The organism is Leeuwenhoekiella marinoflava DSM 3653 (assembly GCF_900129005.1).
Classification (GTDB): domain Bacteria; phylum Bacteroidota; class Bacteroidia; order Flavobacteriales; family Flavobacteriaceae; genus Leeuwenhoekiella; species Leeuwenhoekiella marinoflava.
Window position 1 is genome coordinate 69,406 of record NZ_FQUN01000006.1, and the last position, 22,112, is coordinate 91,517.

Below are 22,112 nucleotides of genomic sequence, written 5' to 3' on the forward strand. Positions count from 1 at the left end.
AAAAAAGGGAATGCGTCAACATTCCCTAACAATCAATTAATTATTTCCTACAACAATTAAAAGTTCTTCAAAATTATGAAAATAAAGCATTTGAAAATGAAAGCTTCAGTCATTTTAACCTTGTTTTGTGCTTTGCAGCTATTTGCTCTTAAAACCACTGCACAAAAATTTGATATTGATCTTAAAGATCAGACTGTCGAAAAAGCAATAGCCTACATTAAGTCTCATAGTGATTATAAATTTTTTTACCAAGAAGATTTACTTAAAGAAGATTGGAAAATTTCTGTAAAAGCAAATAGTGCAGATATATTTGAAGTTTTAGAGCAGCTTTTTGAAAAATTGCCAGTCTCTTATATTATTAAAAAAAAGCAAATAATCTTAAAGCCTGAAACTGATACGATTCCTTCTAATACAACAGGATTTATAGAAGAGCAGCAATCGGTTTCTGGAAAAATTAGAGATCATTCAGGAGTTCCCATAATGGGGGCTACCGTATGGATTAAAAACACCCGTAAAGGTGTTTCTACTAATGAGAACGGGTATTATAGTTTATCCGCTAATACGAGCGATACACTAGTATATAATTTTTTAGGTTTTAAACAAGAAGAGCGTATTGTTGGAAACCAAAGTGTAATTGATATCGTTCTTCAACCTGATGTAAATAATCTTGATGAGGTAACAATAATGATGTCTACCGGTTATCAGAAAATAGCCAAAGAGCGTGCAACCGGATCTTTTTCTGTAATTGATGGAGAAGAATTGCAGAAAGTACCTGTAAATAATATTATGAACCAGCTTGAAGGTCGAGTTGCAGGTTTACAAATAGATATTTTAGAATCTGATAATACTTTTGTTTATAGTAATCAGCTTGGAGATACTGAAGGTAATACGAGTTATAACTTCAGAATACGTGGGCAATCAACTTACCAGGGAAATGACGCTCCTCTTATTGTAATAGATGGCGCGCCTACTGAATTAGATATAAAAGCTATAAATAGTGACGATGTAGAAAAAATTACATTTCTTAAAGATGCTGCTTCTGCGTCAATTTATGGGGCACGTGCTGCAAATGGAGTTATTGTAATAGATACAAAACACGGTAGTAAAGGTAAAACCCGTATCAATTACTCACAGAATTATACATTTTCCTCAAAACCTTCATTATCCAGTTTACCTTTAATGAATTCTACACAGGTCTTAGACTTAGAGCAGGAATTAATTGATCGTGGTATTGTTGCAGACCCAGCTTTGGCAACCAGTTTGTACAACTCTACACCTATAAGTAGAGGAATGGAGATTATGTTTGAGCAAGAGCGTGGTAATATCTCTGAAGCTGAGCGCGAAAATCAGTTGAATATATTACGGGAAAGAAATAATTATAATCAAATTACTCAGTATCTATTACAACCCTCATCTTCTAAAACGTATAATTTATCACTAAGTGGTGGTAAGGGTGATTACACTTATTTTACCTCTGCATCTTATGCAAAAGAAGAAACACAAACTAAAGGCAATGATGGCAAGCGTTTAACGCTTACTGCTAATCAAAATTTTAAACTTTTTGATTACGCAGAAGTTAGTACAAGTTTAAAAGGATCATTTTTTGACTTTAATCAAAATGGAATAGGTTTAAATCCTTTGTCCGGATCTTTAACTACTTTTTTACCCTACAATGAGATTGTAGATGAAAATGGGGAAGGTGTTGGTTACGACCGTGCATTTTATAGCGGTGATATCACTCGTTTTGAAGCTGCTGGATACTTACCCTGGGGTTATAACTATCTCGACGAGTTGCAAAATTCAGACAAAACCATACATGAACAAAACTATTCTGCAAATATACAGGTAGTACTACCTATAACTAAGGGATTAAGTGCGTCTGGGACCTACTTTATAGAACGTTCTTATAAAGACAACCCTAATATTTACAATCAAGATACATATTACACCAGAGATTTAATTAATCAGGCTACTTTTTTAGACCCAACTACAAATGTATTGAGCCGTGCAATTCCTCTTGGATCTATTTACCAAAAAAACAAGTATATAGAAGGAAGTCAGACTACCAGAGGACAACTGAATTATAACGCTATTTTTGGTAAACATGCAATTGATGCAATTGCCGGTATGGAGTTTAGAGAAACGCGTAATCAAATAAGCGGAGGAACGTTGTTTGGTTATAATGAAAAAACGCAAACTTCTATAGATTTGCCTGCAACAAATTATACCAGTGTATATGGTTATAATTCAACGCTCACTTACAACAATACGAATACAAACAGAAGAAGAAGATTTTTATCTTATTATGGAAATGCGGCTTATACCTATAATAATAAATACGTTTTTTCAGGAAGTATTCGTCTTGATGATTATAACAATTTTGGTGTTGATAAAAGCTATAGACGTACCCCATTGTGGTCTACAGGTTTTAAATGGAATTCAAGTAAAGAGTCTTTTCTAAAAGATGTGGAGATTATAAATAATTTAAGCTTTAGAGCTACTTATGGCTTTAACGGAAATATAAGCTTAACTACTTTTCCGTTTACAAATATATCAATTGCAGATATTGATTTTAATTTATCACAGCTGCCTTATGCTTTTGTTTCAGCTGCAGCAAATCCGGCACTCCGTTGGGAAAAAACTGGAGTTCTGAACTTCGGTATTGATTTTAGTATACTAAATAACCGTTTAAATGGTAGTATAGAATATTATCAAAAGAACAGTAAAGATCTAATACAGAACTTTCCGGTATCAGAATTTTATGGCTTACCTAATAATACATTGACAAGAAACACTGCCACTTTAAAAGGTAGAGGTATAGATTTAAACTTAAATGGAGATTGGTTAAGATTAAAGGATTTTAAGATAAACACGGCACTTATTTTATCGTATAACAAGAATGAGGTAACTGATTCTCGCTATGAAAGTTATTCAAGTTATTTAAATGGAACGGGAAGCACTCCTCCTATTAAAGGCTATGGTTTGAATAGTTTATTTGCATTTAGATCTGCAGGTTTGGATGAAAATGGTTCTGTTCAAGTTTTTAATCGTGACGGTGAGATAGTTGATTCAAATACAGCATTGACAGATATTGAAGATATGGTGTATGTAGGTACCAGAACACCTAAATACTATGGAAGCTTTAATACAACTTTAAATTATAAAAAAATCTCATTATACGTATTAGCTACTTACAAACTAGGTTATAAATTATTTAAACCAAGCTTTACAAGTTATGTGACTAGATATGGTACATTTTCAGGTTACAGTTTAGATAAAGATGTAGCAGAAAGATGGCGGGAGCCCGGTGATGAAGCCGGTACGAATGTACCCGGTGTGCAAGGTCTTAGTGGATATTCTTATACTCGATACTTATACGGTAATGATAATGTGATTTCTGGAGATCACTTAAGATTAAGAGAGGTTTCTTTAAGCTATGACTTGTCTTCAGTTTTAGCAAATACTTTTATAAACGGAGCAAATTTGTCTTTTACTGCTCGTAATTTGGGTCTTATTTGGAAAGCAAATAGTGATGATATAGATCCTGATTTTTTACCCTACACAAGCGGAAATCAATTGCGAATACCCCCTACGGCAATGTATTCATTAGGTTTAAATATTAATTTTTAATTAGAAACTATGAAAAGAAATTATATATATATCGTATTGTCCTTAATTATAACAACTTTAACGAGTTGTGACGATTATGTAGATATAAAAACTGAAGGGATGCTGTTTCCTGAAGAAACAGAAAACTATAGGTTTTTACTCAATAACACCTCTATTTATGATAAATCTTACAGTCTTGTAGATATTGCTTCAGATGATATAATTATTCGTGATGATCACGCAAATTATTTTGAAAATAATTATGGTACTTCAGCATATTACCGTCCTTATAAAGAGACTTACAAATTGGCAGATTCTATCTATTTCACAGGAGAACCTGATTATGAGATTAACACCATATACTCTGGATTGTATGCTGCTAATGTTGTAATTACCGAAGTATTAGATAGTAAAAATGGTACAGAAGAAGAAAAGGTAGCTTTACAAGGTGAGGCTTTAGTTCATCGCGCATACATTTTCTTTAGTCTTGTTAATATATTTGGAAAAGCATATGATGCAACAACAGCTACTACAGACTTGGGTATACCTATGCTTACAGAACCAACTGTAGATGCAGATATAACTCGTGCTACTGTTCAAGAGGTATATGATCAAATAATAAATGATCTTAATACAGCTATAATTTCGGGTTTACCTGCTACACGTACAGGAACCGAAGTGGGTTTTCCGTCTCAGGCCAGTGCTTATGCTCTTTTGGCTCGTACGTATTTGTATATGCATAATTATGAAGAAGCATTGATTAATGCTAATGCAGCACTTGAATTGCAAAATACACTACTTAACTTAGAGGATTACGAGAATACACCAGATTATAGCTGGCCCAGACGAATACAAAATCCAGAATTAATCTTGTCTAAAACCAGTACCAATTCTTATGGATTTTCACCCACGTTATTATCATTAAGTGATGAGCTTTTAAATTTATTTGATCTTAACGACCTGAGATATCAGTTATACACACGCTCTAATAGTGATATGTCTTATAGCGCATTTACAGAAGGACGGTCTTTGTGTGTAGCTCTATTAACAGGCGAAGCTCGCAATGCAGGACCAACGGTGCCAGAAATGCTGTTAATACAAGCTGAATGTATGGCACGTATGGGAGATATTTCAGGAGCAATGAACTCTGTAAATACATTAAGACAAGCACGCTTTAGAGCTGAAGAATATGTGGCATTAACTGCTACAAACAATGAAGATGCATTAGTAAAAGTTCTGGAAGAGCGTAGAAGAGAACTTATGGGTAAAGGAGGATTTAGATGGTTCGATTTAAAACGCTTAAATAAAGATAATCGTTTTGCAAAATCATTTAGTCACAGTTATCTAGATTATACTGTAACACTAGAGCCTGGCTCAGATCGTTATCAATTCCCTTTTGCATCAAACTTATTTATAAATGCACCTAACTTAGAACAAAACCCTTAAAAATATGATTCATAATTTAAAATTTGGTATTATTAAAGTGATGCTGCTTATTGTCGCATTATTTGCTTTTAGTAAACCTAGTCTTGCCCAAGAAGATTTAAAAGCTTTTACTGTCACCCCTAATCGTCCCAAAGGTGGTGACCAAATAACAATAACCTATAATTCAACAGAGACACCACTTAAAAATCAGGATAGCCTAACTGGAATTTTTTACACGTATGCAGACTATAAATGGATTATAGAAGATGTATCTCTTACAAAAATTGCTGATAACAAATGGGAAACAAAAGTTCAACTAAATCCCAAAGCAGCTTTAATTAACTTTACATTTAATAGTAAAGATGATACAGATTTAGGAGGTCTACCAACCTACAGTTGGATTATCAATGAAGCACCGGGTTCTTATTCAGGTTGGGGGCTTATGCGTAATCCTTCATTCAATCAGGAGTTTCCACAAAAATTGGATTCCATTTCATTTATAGAGGATAAAGTATCATTGATGTGGATTAATAATGAGATTAGAAACAATCCATCAAGTAGAGCGCATGTTTTTTTTGAAGGCTTAAGTCTTAAAATGAAAACCACTGAAGCTGATCAAACTTCCCGCATTAAAGAAGAACTTAGATATATCTTAGACCTGCCACTAGATTTGGTACAGCAGTATGATGTGCAACGCTCTTTAGGTCTATTAGATCAAACAAATAATAAATCTTTCATTGATTCGGTAGAAACGGTATTACTTTTTAAATACCCAAAAGGTGTTTTAGCGCGTGACAAAGAAATCAAGAAGCTTTATATGACGAGTGATGCAAATGAACGAATTGACGGATTTAAAGCCTTTCAGCAAAAATTTCCGCAGGAAAAATTTAGTAAAGTGAACACCGTAATTGGAGATTTATATTATGATAAATTATACAAAGCCGTTGCCTATACCTATATAGTAAGTAAGAAGGATTATGGTTTTGTATTTGATAATTTAAAAACCGCTCCATTCTCTGTAGTAATAGATTATGGCTGGCATCTTGTTTCTATACCAAATAATAATGAGAGTATGTCACTAGATAGTTTAAATTTATTTGCGGGTAGGATTATACCTGAGATGGAGCGTAGAGAGCAAAATGTACCAAATAAATTTGTACATATGTATTCTCCAAAACAATGGAAGGAAAGAGCCCTAAAGCAGTCTTATCGCGAATATCTTACTTATGCTAAGATTTTGGAAAAAGTTGGGGGTTATCAAAAAGAAGCACATTATTTAGAGAAAGTAAAGCCCTTTCTAGCTTATAACGATACCGATTTTAATGAGCTTTACGCACTGCAGTTAAAGCGTGAAGGTAACCACCAGCAGGCTGTTGACTTTATTTTAGAATGTCTAAAGTTAAATAATACATCAGCCGCGATGCTTTCTATTTTAAAAGAAGATTTTATCAAAAAAGGAGGTAAGGAAACAGACTTTGAATCTTATGTTACTGGTCTAAAATCTACAGATAGCTTCGATAAACATAGGTCTGAATTAATTTCTGAGTTGATGAATGAGCCTATTGAAGGTTTTGATTTAGAAAGTTCTTATGGTGGTTCTGTAAAACTTGCTGATCAAAAAGGTAAAATTGTGATTATTGATATGTGGGCAACCTGGTGTGCTCCTTGTAAAAAAGCAATGCCCGGTATGAAAATGGCAGTTGATAAGTATGCTGAAGATGCGAACGTGAAATTTTATTTTCTAGATACCCAGGAATACATAAAAGATTATAAGGCACAGACTGCTGCATTTATAAAAGAGAAAGGCTACCCGTTTGAAATTCTTTACGATGCCGAAAACTCAGAAACAGGAAAACTGGATGATACCTATGCCAAATATGCAAAAGCATTTGAATTTTCTGGAATTCCTCAAAAAATGATTATTGATCAAAAGGGAAATTTAAGATGGAGGTCTACTGGTTATATGGGCAGTCCCAGCGAACTGGCTGATGAAATTTCTATAATCATAGAGTTTTTAAAAGCTGAAACAAAATCATAATGATTTCTTTAAAATCCCTTTTTATAGCAGTTCTTTTATTGAGTTGTACACATCTTGTAAATGCTCAGGAGTATTGGCAAGGTCAGTACAACTCTAAGAGGCTTTTATTGTCAAAAACAGTAAATACAACTATGCAGGATTCTCTGCATTTGAGTAGCCCTGAGAATATGTACGATTCAATGCCGCTTGCACAAGACATAGTTGGTGATAGTTTAGTCTTAACAAATGAAACCTTTGGGAAAATCTTAAAATTAAATGAATTGTATGGCGACTCTATACGTGTTCGCTTTACTGATTATGGTAATACGTATAACATAAAATTCAGAAGAGTAACTGGTCTACAACCTCTAATGTTTCCACAACATCCTAAAGGAGATTTACCCTATTCAATTAAGGAAATCGAATTTAAGGGGGAGAAAACAAAACTAACTTATGGAGGCACTTTAGTTATACCTAAAGAAACTAAAAACTATCCATTAGCATTCTTATTAAATGGTACGGGGCAGCAGGATCGTAATTATACTTATTCTGGACATCAGTTTTTTACTGTACTAGCCGATGCTCTGGCAAGATCAGGCATAGCGTCTTTTAGAATGGATGATCGTGGAATAGGAGGTACCACAGGTGATTTTCAACAAGCAACCATCGAAGATTTTGTGATGGACTTAGAAGATGCAAAAACGCACCTCAAAGATCAAAAATATATTGATGCTGAATATATGGGGATTATAGGTCATAGCGAAGGTGGAGTTGTTGCTTCTATAGCTTCTGCAAAAGATAAAGACTTGAAATTTATGGTAAGTCTTTCTGGAGTAGGTGTTAACGGCTTAAAAATTCTTGATCTGCAAAATACAGCTATTTTAAAAGCGTATCAAATTCCCGATACCACTGTTGTACACCAAATGGATTTATTCAATAACTTATTTAAAACAGTTTATACTAATCAAAATCCAGATAGTTTAGAAGCTGAACTGAATACAACTGTAAAAACATGGATGCACGGTAAAAATCAGGAATTATTAAAGGCTGTTCAATTAGCTGATGGAAGAGATCAAAATCTGGTTTATAGGTTTTATAGCAATGCAAAATCGGATGCTTACCAGTATATGCTACACTACGAGCCTCAAGATTTTTTACCTGATATAAAGATTCCTGTCCTTGCAATTAACGGTGGATCAGATATTCTGGTACCTGCAGAAGAAAATCTTGCAGGCTTTAAAAAGTACTTAACGAACTCTTCTGATTTTTCTTTCAAGATTTATCCAGGCCTTAATCATATGTATCAGCATTGTACTACGTGTACTTCAGAAGAAATAAAAACTCTTGATGAGGTATTTGCTCCTGAAGTTTTAAACGATATCTCCAAATGGATTATTAATAACTATAATAATCATAAGGAGTAACCCGAATTAAATATGGAAAAGATAAAGGGGAAACAATAGCATCCCTAAATTTTAATACCCCCCTTTCCATATTGTATAATTATTCTCTGTATTTCAAAATATTTTATTGATGAAAGTATTTATCACAAGCCTATTTTTCCTAATAGTATCGGTAGTTCAAGGTCAAATATATGACCCTGTATCATTTCAATCTTCTGTGAATAAAATTGATGATACTCATTATGAACTACTTATTAAATCTATTATAGAGCCCGGATGGCATATTTATTCTCAAGAGGTACCAGCAGGAGGCCCGGTACCTACAAGCTTCAGCTTTAGCAATAAAGAAAAATACACCTTAAAAGGACCGGTCTCTGAGCCGGAAGGGCATACGGTAGATGATCCTGTTTTTGAAATGCGTATTAAATATTTTTCAGACGCAGCTACTTTTAAACAAGTCATAGAGCGAAAAACGAAAGATGCTTTCACTATAAAAGCATCAATTGATTTTATGGTTTGTAATGATCAAAGCTGTTTGCCTCCTGCGACAAAGGATGTTATTTTTAATATAGAAGCAGGATTGGCAGTTATAGAAAAAAAAGTTAAGGAAGAAAGTAAACAGGAGGTAGTTGCTACGAGCAATTCAGGTCCTCAGGATGAATTGGATACAGATAGTATTGAAAATACAGAACAGGAGGAAGTCGAAGATGCAACAGGGTTAAATAACTCCAACGATACAGTAGCAAAGGATAAAGACAGCAGTATTGTAGTCGAAAAAATAATTCCAGAATCTGCCAATAGTCATGACGAAGTGAAAGAAAAAACTACAGATTCCCGCAATCTTTGGTCAATATTTATTCTGAGTTTTTTGGGTGGTTTTGCAGCCTTACTTACACCGTGTGTATTCCCAATGATACCAATGACGGTAAGCTTTTTTACCAAGCAAAGTAAAAGCCGTGCTTCAGGTATCAAGAATGCTATACTATATGGGGTGTTTATTATCGTTATTTATGTGATTTTAGGTTCCGTTGTAACCGGGATTTTTGGTGCAGATGCGCTTAACGCTTTGTCGACTAACGTTTGGTTCAACCTGATCTTTTTTGCTTTGCTTATTGTTTTTGCATTTTCATTTTTGGGTGCTTTTGAGATTATGCTTCCCAATTCTTGGGCTAACAAAATAGATTCTCAGGCTGACCGTGGTGGTTTTATAGGTATTTTCTTTATGGCCCTTGCGCTTGCTATCGTTTCGTTTTCGTGTACCGGGCCTATTGTAGGGACGTTGCTTGTAGAGGCAGCATCAACAGGAGGAATTGCACCTATTATAGGTATGCTTGGTTTTTCCTCAGCAATAGCTTTACCATTTGCTTTATTTGCTGCATTTCCCGGTTGGTTAAATTCATTGCCTCGTTCTGGAGGGTGGCTCAATACTGTAAAAGTTGTTTTAGGCTTTTTAGAACTGGCTTTAGCTTTTAAGTTTTTGAGTAATGCAGATTTAGTTTTGCAGTTACACTTATTAGAGCGCGAGACCTTTCTAGCCATTTGGATTTCCGTTTTTGGAGGTTTAGCCTTGTATTTATTTGGAAAGATAACCTTACCACATGATAGTCCGTTGCCACATATTTCAGTTGGTAGATTGAGTCTGGGTTTATTTACTTTAGCTTTTGTAGTGTATCTGATTCCCGGCCTTTGGGGAGCACCTTTACAATGGATTAGTGGTTTTCCGCCACCCTCAAACTATAGTGAATCACCTTATGGTGTAGGGAATACTAAAGGTGGAACCGGTGCACCTATAAAACTTCCTGATCACGCAGAACTGGGGCCTCTGGACCTGATTACGTTTAAAGATTATGAGAAAGGAATGGCTTATGCTAAAAGGCAGAATAAACCGGTGATGCTTGACTTTACAGGGTATGCTTGTGTTAATTGCCGTAAAATGGAAGAACGTGTATGGCCCGAACCTAAAATCTTTGAAATTCTTCAGAATGATCTAGTGTTGATATCGCTATACGTTGACGATAAAAAAGATCTCCCTGAAAGTGAACAATATATTTCAGAAACTACCGGAAAGAAGATCGAAACAATAGGGAATAAGTGGAGTGATTTTCAGATTAAACATTATAAAGCAAATGCACAGCCTTATTATGTATTAATTGACAACGAAGGAGAAAATCTAAACAAGCCTACTGCTTATGATCCTAATATAGAGTCATATTTGAGTTGGTTGAAAGAAGGAATAGCTAATTATAGCAATTAAGACTTAGTGAAAAAATCAACTTATTATAAGTATTTATTTGAATAAGCCCTCCATAATTATAATTGGTATTGATTTTCACAAGAAGGAGGCTGCCTGAAAAGGCAGTCTTTTTTATTGGATTATTTTGCATTTTTTTAGTAATATCATGCTTATGAAGCTAAAGTTGTATTTAAGACCTATGACCAGTCACGGTTAAGTCTTTTACTGCATCGTATGGTTTTAACCAAACATCATTTTTATCCCAAAATCATGTTTATTAAATAGTTCATCTTTGATCGCAGCTCTGTTTGTAATTTGATTATCATTATCTAATGCTATTCCTAATTTAAGAGCTACCTCCTTCAATTATTTAAAAAGACGATAAGAAGAACCTATCATGTTTTATTTTACAGGGGTTTCTTTGGTCTCAAAAATAATATCATCAAATTCCTGCGGAATATAAAATTCTTCACAATCTGAATGAGTAAGCAGGTGGCTATACATACTTGAAGATTCATTTTCAAGGATGCTGTCATCAGCAGGATTGGCTTCTGAGTCAAATACTTCTGGTGTCCACTCATCATGAACCAAGTTGTAGGCGAAAAAACGTCTTAAATAATGAATGTTACCATAAAGAATACCATCTAATATCAAAGATTCTTTATCCTCACCTTCCGGCTCTTGGTGAGCTTCTAAACTATTTTCGATCAGTAACTTATTAATTGATTCAAATTATGCTTTATGATCTTCATAACCAATCAGGTTCTGTTCCTTTTATTTCAGCTAAAAACCTCCTTGATATGTATTACTCTATAATTTTTATATTAAATATTTAAGTGACGTTTTCTTTGTTAAAGCCATTCTGCTTCAATACCTAATGCTTCAAAATCATCAAGGATATGATCTTTGGCGTAACACAAGGTTACTTTTTTTAGGTTGGGGAAGTGCTTGGCATCGGCTACACTTTCGATGTCCCAATAGTCTTCTTCACCTCCAGAGAACGGTATCAAATTCATATAAATAGCATTACCGCCATCTTGGTATATTTCTGTAAGTTTTTGCGCCAAACGTTTAGGAACCGGAAAATCTTTTAAGTATTGCGTCACTTCTTCAATAGGTTCGTAGCCTTCTTCATCCAAATTAATTTCTCGGTCAGCATACCATTTAGCAAATTCGTGTACATCAAATTTTGGGCTTAGTAAACCTTGGGTGTACATTAACTCTTCAATCACCGAAAGTTTAAACCCTAAATCGGTAAAAGAAATCACCTCTTCATCTACTGCAGGAATTACATATTTATCTTTTGGAATACCTTCAGCACGATTGTAAGGCTTATAAATACTAAGCTCAATAGCCTTTACCTTATCTTCTCGCACATCAAACCAAGCGCTTATGTTATTTAGAACTAAAGCACCAGTGGTATCTCCTTCAAATAGTTTTATGTGCTTTTCTTCGTACTTGTGGTAATAACTTATAATGTCTTCATCATTAAAAGTAAAGGTTCCAGCAAAAGTATGAGTCGGACTAAAATCATAAGTTTCTCGCTCCAATTCAAGACTTAGGGTTTCTATGTTTTTGCCATCTTTACTAAAGGTGACAACCCCTAAATCATTCCACGTAAAAAGCGTGTTGTTTTTTGTTTTTAAGGTGCTGAAATTGTTGCCGATAATAGCTTGTAAATCTTCTATTGAAATAGGAAATACTACCGGAATAGTATTAATCGTAAACGAATCTGGAGTTAACTGAAAGTTGAACATAGGTATTGAAAATCAATCAATTTATAAAGATTTTTTACTTTTTAAGAACTTATCAAACGATCCTGAAATTTTCGTAATTTCACCACCATCATGATAATATGCCCATAACGAAAAACTACATTCTGGGTCTATATAGAGGTAGTCTCCATTCTCGTGACCAATCACAAAACCTCTGGCTACACGGTCTAATTTAACCCGACCAAAATGTGCCGAATGTGCATAAAGATCTTCTATGTTTTCTCCTTGTACGTGGGTGTAAAGCTTTAAACATTCATAATTGGCAGCTTCTCCAACACCGTTCATCGTCCAGCGTTTTAATAAGTCTTCTTCGCTCATCATGTTCCAAATACGCTTATCATAACGACCGCTGATTTTTATTTCAGTACCCTTAGGGTTTTTTTTAAGAAATTTGAGATAGGTGCTTGGTAATTCTTGCTGAAAGGTTTCGCTAAATTCTAATTCCATAATCTATAAAGATTTCAGTTTTTTATCGATTACAAAGTTGGGTGCTTTCTTCTGGAGAATAGTACCAGTTTTCAGGGATTTTGAATTTTACAAGCAGAACTTATTCTGAATTCAATAAATCCATTCTTTAAAAATTCACCTTATTCAGGGATAATAGAGAGTCGATTTTACAATTAACTTTGTACTAAAATCAATACTAATGGAAGATAACACTAAAAATGCTGCGTTTTTAGATTCATTAAAGCGCAATAACGAAAAGATACGAGACGATCGTGCTAACGCAATTGCAGAAGATGCGCAATTAATATATAAACGCGAAACCGAAGATTTAGCCTTGTCTCTAAAACGCTTAAAACGCGAACAAGAGAATATGTTAGATATGAGTCCTACAGATGCGAATAGTCTGGTTTTAGCTTCAGATTTTGATGCTAAAAACTATGTAGCTAAAGACTTAGAAATGTCAGTTAAAATAAGAAACTTAGAAATTAAATTAGAATTAGCCCAAAAGCGCTATGCGTATTTATTTGGTCTTAAAATAGAAGAATTATAATTATGGGAGGAGGAAGATTTAGTAACGAAGCTTACGAACAGTTAAGAAATTCTAAAGGATATAGCAATAAATCCCGCGAAGAGATATTCACAGCAAGAACTATTGACCCCGAGATGGATCCGTCAAAAGCACTGGTACGGGAATCCAGAGATTCAGAAGAGCACCCGGAGTCGGTTTCAATTATAGTAGGGCTTGATGTCACAGGAAGTATGGGCTTTGTACCCGAACTTATCGTAAAAGAAGCGTTGCCAGACCTTATAGGTTCGCTTATGGAAGCAGGCATAGAGCATCCACAAGTCTTATTTATGGGATTGGGCGATTTTGTATACGATAGCGCACCCTTGCAGGTAGGACAATTTGAGTCATCAGCCGAATTATTAGACCGTTGGTTAACTCGCGTCTATCTTGAAGGTGGCGGTGGGGGTAACAATCAGGAAGGGTATAATCTGGCACATCTATTTGCAGCACGTCATACGGCTATAGATTGTTGGGAAAAAAGAAAGCAAAAAGGCTTTTTATTCACAATTGGTGATGAGCCTGTTTTTAAAGAGCTTCCGGCAGAAATTATTCGTAAATATACCTGTACCAACGAGGCTTCTACCATAAGTACGGAAGCTATAATTAAAGAAGCTCAAGAAAAATACAATGTTTATCATATTCATTTAGAGCATAACGACTGGTCTAAAATGGAAACTAGAAAAGGAAATTGGAAAGCGTTGTTAGGTGAAAATTTTATTGAATTACCAGATTATAAAAAAGTTGCTAAACGCATAGCTGAAGTAGTGATTCAAAATCATAAACCCGCTTCTTTATCTACGGAAAATAAAACGTCATCTAATTCAGATATCGACGTAGAAAATATGCTATAATGTCAAAATGCAGTATTGTAATTGACTTAGGTTTTGGCGATGCCGGAAAAGGATTAACGACCGATTTTCTGGCATCGCAAGAACCAGATAAAAGTCTGGTGGTACGTTTTTCCGGTGGGCATCAGGTAGGGCATACCGTCACTACTGAATCTTTGACGCACACTTTTAGTAATTTTGGTTCGGGTACGTTACAAGGACTTCCTACCTATTACAGTGAACATACTACGTTATTTCCTCCTGCAATTTTGCAAGAAGGGCGCTTTTTAGCAGCGTATAACCCAGTTTTGTATTTGCATCCGTTAGCGATGGTTACTACTATTTATGATATTGCATATAATCGTGCTGTAGAAAAGCAACAGCAACACGGTTCGTGTGGGTTGGGTTTTGGCGCTACCATTGCCCGCAACGCAGAGGAGGTTTGTTTTTTTGCCAATGACCTGCAATTTCCTTGGGTTATGCAACAAAGGTTGAACAGTATTAATCACTATTATAAAAATAAACTCTTGCATCAAGACCCGGAAGTGACCGCTTATTATGAGAAAGAATTGCGGGGTTATGACGAAGCTTTTTTTGTAGAAAGTTGTCAGCAGATTCAGTCTTTTTACAGTATTACTACTCTTAGTACATTTGCTCAATCTTTTGAGCATTTTATTTTTGAAGGCAGTCAGGGAATATTGCTCGATACCCGTCACGGGTTTCCCCCGCATACCACGTGGAGTGCTACTACTTCTAAAAATGCCATGCAGCTTATTAAAGAGCATTTAGGCACTACCGATGTTGAAATATATTATGTGACGCGTTGTTATCAAACCCGCCACGGAAACGGTCCTATGGCAGATACACCCGCTGTACATTTGCAAAATCACGAAAAGGAAGCAAATGTTACTAACGAGTTTCAGGGAGAATTTAGAACGCAAGCATTAGCTGAGCACTTACTAGAATATGCTTTACAGTGTGATGCCGTGTATCACCAAGATGTTGAGGTGACTAAAAACCTGATGCTTACCTGTCTCGATCAGCTTCCTGATTTTTCGGTTCCTGAATTACTAAAACAGTTGCCTGTAAGGTTTAAAAATGTCTACGGAAGTTATGGTCCCTCTTCAAAAAGCATTCAAGAAATCAACGCGACTTAATCAGGTCGCATTTCTTTCTAGAGGCCAGAATCCCGCTTTTATTTTAAAAATCACCCTATTCAGGGATAAGCTTCAGACTATGCTCTGTTACCTTAGCATTCTATTTTAAAAAGCGTATATGAAAGATTTTATAATTTATAATGAAGCATTTATAGATAAAAAGTGGGATGATTTTGATTTTGTGTCATTTGAAATTAATACGCTTCCGGCTTTAGAAGATCCTGATGATTTCAGAAACAGTTTCACCTTTAGAGACGCAGTTTTAGAAGATTTTGAAAACCAGGCTAATAAGTCAGTAATTAAGTTGTTACTACTGACTCCAGATTTTATATTTCATTTTAAGTATTACGGTATTGCTTTTTTAGAAGGAAAAGAAATAATGACTGTAGAATTAAAGCAAGAGGAACGCTTTAAAGACTGGATTAAAGTGATAACTAGCGATTCTAGAAAATCCGAGAAATCATATCCTCAAATTTTTCAGTTTGGAAAAAACCAATACAGTTCGCAGCCGGCATCTAATTTTGAGAAAGACTTTATTTATAAAGATACCGGAGCGTTTCTTTATAAGTTCATTCCTAATGAATTTATAGCAGAAAAACTTAAAAAAGAGAAAGCCGATTTTATAAGACCCTTTGTCAATCTTAATGTCCCAAGCGATTTGAAAATGCTTGCAGAAGCCTTTAGAAAACTGGTAGAGGCAAAAAATCTGGAGGTAACAGTACCAGTCGCTAACGACGCTGTTTATGAAGCATTTGAAAAACAGGCCGGCTTTGCATTTCCGCAGGTACTGAAAGACTTTTTCACCTTGCATAATGGAGTTAAAAACACAGCTTTTATGACTGCAGAAGCGATGCTTAATGAATGGAAGCAATGGAATGACATCTATGAAGAATGGACACAGGAAGATTTGCTAGATACGTATAGCACGAATGAAGGTAAGGTTTTATTGATGTATACAACCCCGTATTGGATTCCGTTTTTTGATTTAGGTAACGGCAGTTTTATAGGCTTAGATTTAGCGCCTGCTGAAAAAGGAACATCAGGACAAATCATCCGATTTGGAGCAGATCAGGAAATAGGCTATCAACAAGCCGAAAGTTTAGATGCTTTTTTGAAGCAGTTACTTCAAGAGGAGGAGATTGTAGACTGGGAATGGCTTCCAACAGAATAAGACAGTACAAGTGATTTTTGGGTGGTACACAGCCTTAATATTAACTAAGAGAAGACTTAAACAGTTTGGAAAATAATATAAATACCGAGCGTAAGATGTTGGTAACCTTTAAAGCGTTATTAGCTTCTAAACTAGATATATCGCATTTAGAAGCTGCCGAAGCTCAAGCGTTCCTAGAGGTTCTAGAATTATTTCATGTGCAAGAGGGATTAGCTTATAATGCAACTAAAGCAAATGTACAAGATAAACAGCTTGCAGCAGATTTCACAGAAACTGTTGCACAACTGGTATATTACCATCCTTCCATTTATGCTAATGAAGAAGAGGGATTTGAGTTTGTTGCTTCTTGGCATCCGTTAATTACAAAAGGCTTTTATCCTGATGCTAAAAGTGCTGCTAAATTAGTGGATTTTCTTTATTTCGGATTAGCTTTTCTTCAGTCGGCAACTGTTTCTGATGCATTGAGAACTCGCGTTTTTGAAGTCTTAAGTATTTTGGTACATCGTAAATCTCATGCTTCAGCGCCTGTAACTCGATTTCTAATGCACCGCGCTCTAGATATGCGAGATTATTTAAGCGCTCATTTTATTATGGAGTACTGTTTGAAGTATGAGCTACTAGCCGGAACCTATTTTGTAGCAGATGAAACAGGACTTTTACAAGAATACCCTTTTCGTATTAGTGATACATTTGTAGCGCATTTTTACAAAGGTAAGTGGGAGCTATTGGTAGAAAGCCTGCATCAGGTGTTGCCTGTAGGTCAAGTTGCAAAGCCTGGAATCTATGATGTATTAAAACCTTGGATAAGTGAAAACTTAGCTAATTTTTATGCTGAGAATAGAAAGTGGGTAACCGCAGCACATCAAATGCTTGTAGAGCGTGTACTTTTTGTAGAAGATGAAAGCTTTGATTATATAAACCTGCGCACCGCAGAAGGGGAATACCCATTAGTCACGGCTTTAAATGATAAAGAATGGGATGAAAGTGACGTTATATTGTTTAGTCTTAAAGGTGAAAATATTACTTTAAAGCAAACAGAGACTGGTTTTTACAGATTACAGGATTGGTTATTAGCAGATAAAGGAACCAATTTTAATCGTCCTGTTTTTAATGATTATGGAAAAATTGCGTTTCAGGTAAATAGCGCTAAAGAACTCCCGGTACGATCTATTTTACTTTGGTTTGTAATGAGTGATGCAACGAGCAGTACGCTATCGAAAATCACTTTTTTTAATGACGTTTTTTCCTGTTTACTTACTGGATGGGATGCAAAACAGCTTCCTGTAATGAGTCATAAAGGCGAAGATTTCCCGGTAACCGGGGTTTATGTGCTTAGAGACTTATTTGAAACCCGTACCCAACTCGAAAATTGGATACCATCGTTTCAGCCATCGGGATTAGCAGACCCTTTAAATCAGTTTTTAATACTTTGCTTTTATGATGCACGTTTTCAATTAAACGAATTATTAAGTGATGAAAGCAAGGAAGCTCTGTACAATTACCTCATTACTCTGGCGCATTCTGCCCGGGAATCAAAGCCTTATCTTCGAGAAACAGGCGTACAGCTCATTGTGGAAACCCTGATTGTTTTATACAAAGACACCCCTAAGGTTGGGCGTGTGAATGAGATTTCAGCATTAAAAAATCTACATCCCAGTATTATAAAAACCTGTGAGCAATATGCAAAATCGTACTATGTAAATACGGAAACGCCTTTAGAGCCTCAGTTTATACAAAGTTGGTATTTGTCTTTAAACGATTATTACTACAGTTCAGGAAAAGAGCTGGTATGGGTTGCAGAGGTATTAAAAAACCAGGGAGAGCGTCTGGCACAGTATTTTAATGAGGTAAAAGCTCAGGAAATTCTAGCCAATGAGGTGCTCTTTAGACTGCTTACGTTTTTAAAAAGAAGTACTAAAAATTCAAAAAAATATCCGGGATTAGAAAAGATTGCTTCGGAAATCACAACGCATCTTAGTGACCTGTTGCAGCACTTAAAGCACAGAATTCTTTTTAAAAATACAGTTGAAACATTTCACAGTTACCTAACCGGTCACGAAATAAATCTGTATCATCAAATGCAATTAGAACCGGTAATTATGCCGTTTTATAGGTATTATTTTGAGCAAGGAGATACCAGAAACGTAGCGGAATCACAGAATACTAACAGAGTAACACCGTTAGTGACTTTAGCAATTAAGCTGAGTGACGTAGTGCTTGAACAGGTGATTACCGATCTTGAAAACTTTAAAGAAAGCAGGATAGACAGCGTTGTTTACAGAACTTTTTTAGAAAAGAACCTAACGGACATTCAATCGCTGCTGGCGAAAAATACGCCATTAGCGATGCAGTTTTATCAAGCCTTATATCTAATTATCATAGATGTAGAAGCTGGTCCGGATGGCACATATAAAGCTTACGGAAACCTTGTTAGAAGCGTCTTTGTACAATTTTTGAAAGGTACTGCGATGGCACAGACTTACGGGCAGGGATTGCAAATGATGGCTGAATCTGGTGCATATTCAGAAAACTTAACCGAGACTTTACTACAAGTCGTTACCGATTTAAAGGCATAACCTATGACTTCAGAACAAATAATACCCCAGATACAAAAGCAGCTAAACTTTTCGGCCTTGCTTTTAAAAAAACATTCCAATGAGGTAGACCTTCAAAGTTGGTTTGGTTTTAACCTGATTAACGAATGGCACATTAAGATGGCAAAACGTTTGTTGAAATATTATGGCATACACTCAGGTTTGCATTTGCGTACCCGATTATTTCAGTATGAATCAGGGCTGATGGCTTCGGCTTCTTTTGAAAAATTAGCGGCCTCTTTGCGTTTGGATACTACAGCAACTTTTGAATCAAAATACAGCGCGCTAGAGAATGTAATGACTAAACACAACTATAAGCTCGCGTGGAAATACCGCTTCAGCCTTAAAGACCAGAAGCTAAAGGGCTATGAGCTTGCCCATTATGTATTCTTGATGCGTTTAGGCGGAATCCTCAGTTATATAGAACTGGAAGAAATCACCTTGCGCTTAGAAGAAGTAGAACAGCTTCTTAAAACAACCTTTAGCAGTTGGGGAGCTTTTCACCGCAATGTATGTATTGGAGACGAATTTATTAATGGTGTGGGTGAACAGGATTTGAGCTCGTACCCCGGGATATTAACACTTTGGGAATGCTACCAGCGTATGCAGATAGATAACCCCACCTGGTTTAAAGAATGGTAAGTATGGAATTGACAAAAGAAGAGGTAGTAAGACATCTGGAACAGGCAGAACAAGCCTATGTTGTACAACAGGTACATGAACTAGAGCAGCATATTAGTGCTATTCAGGAGAACTTTGATGTATTTTCTAATAGCGATACGTCTGTGTACATAAGGTATTATCGCTTGTATATGCGCTTCTTAGGGCTCTTTAAAGAGGTAGATGTGTCTGCAATGAACACCTACTTGGAAGCTTTAGAAGCCGAGGGTGTTGTAGAAGCTTCTGACTACGAGTGTATATGCAGTTATTATAAGCAATGTCCTCAGGAGATTTATGAGAAAGCCTTGATGGCATTTTCGTATAACGAAAACTTACACCTACATTATGCTTTAAAATTGAATGAAGAACGGCGCTTTGGCGAGGCTATCGAGGTGCTTCGCTATGTGTTAGAATGCTATCCGGAAAGCACCGAAGTACGTTTTTTATTATCGGAAATTCAACGGGAGTATTTGGACGACTTGTGCATTTCTGAAGAAGAAGTTCCTGTAAACAAACTCTTGAATTTAGCTTCGGCAACTCATAATATTTCTGTTTTAAAAGGATTGAATCTCGACCCACGTTTAACACAGGCAGAGCAGTACCATACCCAAATTCAACTTGCTATATGGCAAAACCGCTCGGTAGAAGTTCGCGATCAATGGAGGGCAGAGTGGAAGCATCTGAAACTGGAAGACCGCACGCGTATTCTACTGGCCGATTATGCAAAGGCTTTTATGATTTACGATATGGTTGCTGAGGTTTTAGTATACCCAGAGACTCCAGAGTTTCCAGAAGAAAATTATAGCGATTTTTCAGCCTATAAATCCTATATGGCAGCGCTTGTAAATGCAGGATGGCAACGCGCGCAGCACCAGTATTACCTGATAGGAAAATCCTGTTATTTCTATTCAAACGACTTAAAGAAAATGGCTTATTGCCTGCAACAAGGCTTGACACTTAATCCTAAAAACCCGTTACTAATTGAATTAAAAGGTAAATTTTTCTTCTATCAGGGCGATTATCAGGAAGCGGCAAAAGCTTTTCATGCGGCATTTAATAACGGTCTTTCAGTAACAGATTATTTGCAAACCCTAATGGATTTAAATGATAGGGTACGAAACAATGAAGGTATTCTACAAGTCGTAAACCAGTTTCACTTACGGCACTGGCCTAATGCAAAAAGCATCTGCTTTAAAGGCTTTGCCTTAGCTAAACTTGGGCACGATGCGCAAGCTCTGGCAGTTTTAAATGAAGGCATCGAGGGCTATAATCAGAATTCATTTCATGCCTGGATGTATTATTGGCGTGCCATATTGCATAAGCGCAACAAAAATTACGATCTGTTTTTTCAAGATATCGAGCGCGAAGTACAATTTTATAAAGAAGGAAGCAGCGATTACTGCAATTCGATGAATCTGAGTATGGAAGTGCTTTTTGAAATGGCAGATTACGAAAAAAGCTATAACTATGCCTGTTACTGCCACGAGCAAGGTAAATTAGATCCAGAGCTTTACCCGGTATTACAGTGGTTGTGTTTTTATAATTTTAAAGAAAATCCTGAAGGCGTAAGAGCGGCATCTGAGGGAGATTTGGTTCCCAACCCACAAACGTTCATAGATTACCGAAACAATGGTCTGGTTTATTGGATTATAGGAAACGAAACTGTAGCAGCAGAGTCTCTGGTACTTGCTGCCCAAAATGCATCCGATGCAGGCGTGTATTATAAGCTCGCTTTTATAGCTGCACGAGCAGCTTTTGATAACACACTTAGCCTGAACATTTATGATGAATTAAAAGCACGAGTCCCTGAAGACCGAACTTGGGAAGTAGATTATCCGTATCCAGATCTACTATTAAAAGCTAATCGTTATAAAGAAGCAACAGCAGCGCAAATAAATTTAATAGCTTCCTATCCTTATCGCGCTTTCTTTGACTTTCCTAAGGATATTAATTACCTTGCGGGAGCTCTTAAAAGAAGTGCCAAAGAAGCAGGAAATTTGAAGGATTATATAAGATACAGTGCCATGTTTTTGAGTAAAGAATCTCCTTGGGAAATTGATTTAAAAGAGCATCAGGAAATCACTGAGGACTTTTATAAAGAAGAACTTTTTTTACGACACAACTTATTGCAAACAGCTTCTCATTTAGAGGAACCTCTTGAAGAACTTGAAATTAGTGCTTTAGAGAACATTAAATCTCACTTTATAACTACTTATTTCGCATAAA

15 protein-coding genes are annotated in these 22,112 nt (G+C 35.9%); 12 read left to right on the top strand and 3 right to left on the bottom strand.

Annotated elements, in window-relative coordinates:
• Positions 1 to 96 precede the first annotated feature (96 nt).
• The 5 genes from BUB91_RS05240 to BUB91_RS05260 all read left to right on the top strand — a co-directional run bounded on the left by BUB91_RS05240 (position 97) and on the right by BUB91_RS05260 (position 10,708).
• Positions 97 to 3,630 (top strand): SusC/RagA family TonB-linked outer membrane protein, encoded by a 3,534-nt coding sequence (locus BUB91_RS05240; protein WP_073098282.1) that lies wholly within the window; start codon positions 97 to 99, stop codon positions 3,628 to 3,630.
• A gap of 9 nt (positions 3,631 to 3,639) precedes the next feature.
• The gene (locus tag BUB91_RS05245) at positions 3,640 to 5,055 is read left to right on the top strand and encodes a RagB/SusD family nutrient uptake outer membrane protein (RefSeq protein ID WP_073097918.1); all 1,416 of its coding nucleotides are present in this window, start codon (positions 3,640 to 3,642) and stop codon (positions 5,053 to 5,055) included.
• Positions 5,056 to 5,059: 4 nt separating this feature from the next.
• Positions 5,060 to 7,072, top strand: coding sequence for a TlpA family protein disulfide reductase (locus BUB91_RS05250; RefSeq protein WP_073097920.1), 2,013 nt, complete (start codon positions 5,060 to 5,062; stop codon positions 7,070 to 7,072).
• Entirely contained in the window at positions 7,072 to 8,475 is a 1,404-nt protein-coding gene (locus tag BUB91_RS05255; protein ID WP_073097922.1) for an alpha/beta hydrolase family protein, read from the top strand. The genes BUB91_RS05250 and BUB91_RS05255 overlap by 1 nt, the downstream gene beginning before the upstream one ends.
• 109 nt (positions 8,476 to 8,584) lie before the next feature.
• Positions 8,585 to 10,708, top strand: a complete 2,124-nt coding sequence (locus BUB91_RS05260; protein WP_073097924.1) for a protein-disulfide reductase DsbD family protein — start codon at positions 8,585 to 8,587, stop codon at positions 10,706 to 10,708.
• Between the two features lie 381 nt (positions 10,709 to 11,089).
• Here BUB91_RS05260 and BUB91_RS05265 read toward each other — a convergent pair whose 3' ends face one another.
• From BUB91_RS05265 to BUB91_RS05275, 3 genes are all read right to left on the bottom strand, one after another.
• Positions 11,090 to 11,341, bottom strand: coding sequence for a hypothetical protein (locus BUB91_RS05265; RefSeq protein ID WP_073097926.1), 252 nt, complete (start codon positions 11,339 to 11,341; stop codon positions 11,090 to 11,092).
• Between the two features lie 197 nt (positions 11,342 to 11,538).
• Complete coding sequence (locus BUB91_RS05270) at positions 11,539 to 12,444, bottom strand: DUF6892 domain-containing protein (RefSeq protein WP_073097928.1); 906 nt, start codon at positions 12,442 to 12,444, stop codon at positions 11,539 to 11,541.
• A 21-nt stretch (positions 12,445 to 12,465) separates the two neighbouring features.
• The gene (locus tag BUB91_RS05275; protein WP_073097930.1) at positions 12,466 to 12,909 is read right to left on the bottom strand and encodes an SMI1/KNR4 family protein; all 444 of its coding nucleotides are present in this window, start codon (positions 12,907 to 12,909) and stop codon (positions 12,466 to 12,468) included.
• 199 nt (positions 12,910 to 13,108) lie between these two features.
• Between BUB91_RS05275 and BUB91_RS05280 the strand changes: the two genes are divergently transcribed.
• The 7 genes from BUB91_RS05280 to BUB91_RS05310 all read left to right on the top strand — a co-directional run bounded on the left by BUB91_RS05280 (position 13,109) and on the right by BUB91_RS05310 (position 22,111).
• Positions 13,109 to 13,459 carry a hypothetical protein gene (locus BUB91_RS05280; protein WP_073097932.1) on the top strand — a complete coding sequence of 117 codons (351 nt, stop codon included), beginning with the start codon at positions 13,109 to 13,111 and terminating at the stop codon, positions 13,457 to 13,459.
• Positions 13,460 to 13,461: 2 nt separating this feature from the next.
• Positions 13,462 to 14,328 (top strand): hypothetical protein, encoded by an 867-nt coding sequence (locus BUB91_RS05285; protein ID WP_073097934.1) that lies wholly within the window; start codon positions 13,462 to 13,464, stop codon positions 14,326 to 14,328.
• Positions 14,328 to 15,461, top strand: a complete 1,134-nt coding sequence (locus tag BUB91_RS05290) for an adenylosuccinate synthetase (protein ID WP_073097936.1) — start codon at positions 14,328 to 14,330, stop codon at positions 15,459 to 15,461. The genes BUB91_RS05285 and BUB91_RS05290 overlap by 1 nt, the downstream gene beginning before the upstream one ends.
• Positions 15,462 to 15,579: 118 nt before the next feature.
• Positions 15,580 to 16,632: an SMI1/KNR4 family protein gene (locus BUB91_RS05295; protein ID WP_073097938.1), complete on the top strand. Its 1,053-nt coding sequence runs from the start codon at positions 15,580 to 15,582 to the stop codon at positions 16,630 to 16,632.
• A 65-nt stretch (positions 16,633 to 16,697) separates the two neighbouring features.
• On the top strand, positions 16,698 to 19,208 hold the full coding sequence (locus BUB91_RS05300; RefSeq protein ID WP_073097940.1) for a hypothetical protein: 2,511 nt from the start codon (positions 16,698 to 16,700) through the stop codon (positions 19,206 to 19,208).
• Positions 19,209 to 19,211: 3 nt separating this feature from the next.
• Entirely contained in the window at positions 19,212 to 19,868 is a 657-nt protein-coding gene (locus BUB91_RS05305) for a DUF1266 domain-containing protein (RefSeq protein WP_073097942.1), read from the top strand.
• 2 nt (positions 19,869 to 19,870) lie between these two features.
• A complete protein-coding gene (locus tag BUB91_RS05310; RefSeq protein WP_073097944.1) occupies positions 19,871 to 22,111 on the top strand; it encodes a tetratricopeptide repeat protein in 2,241 nt (746 codons plus the stop codon).
• Position 22,112: the final 1 nt, after the last annotated feature.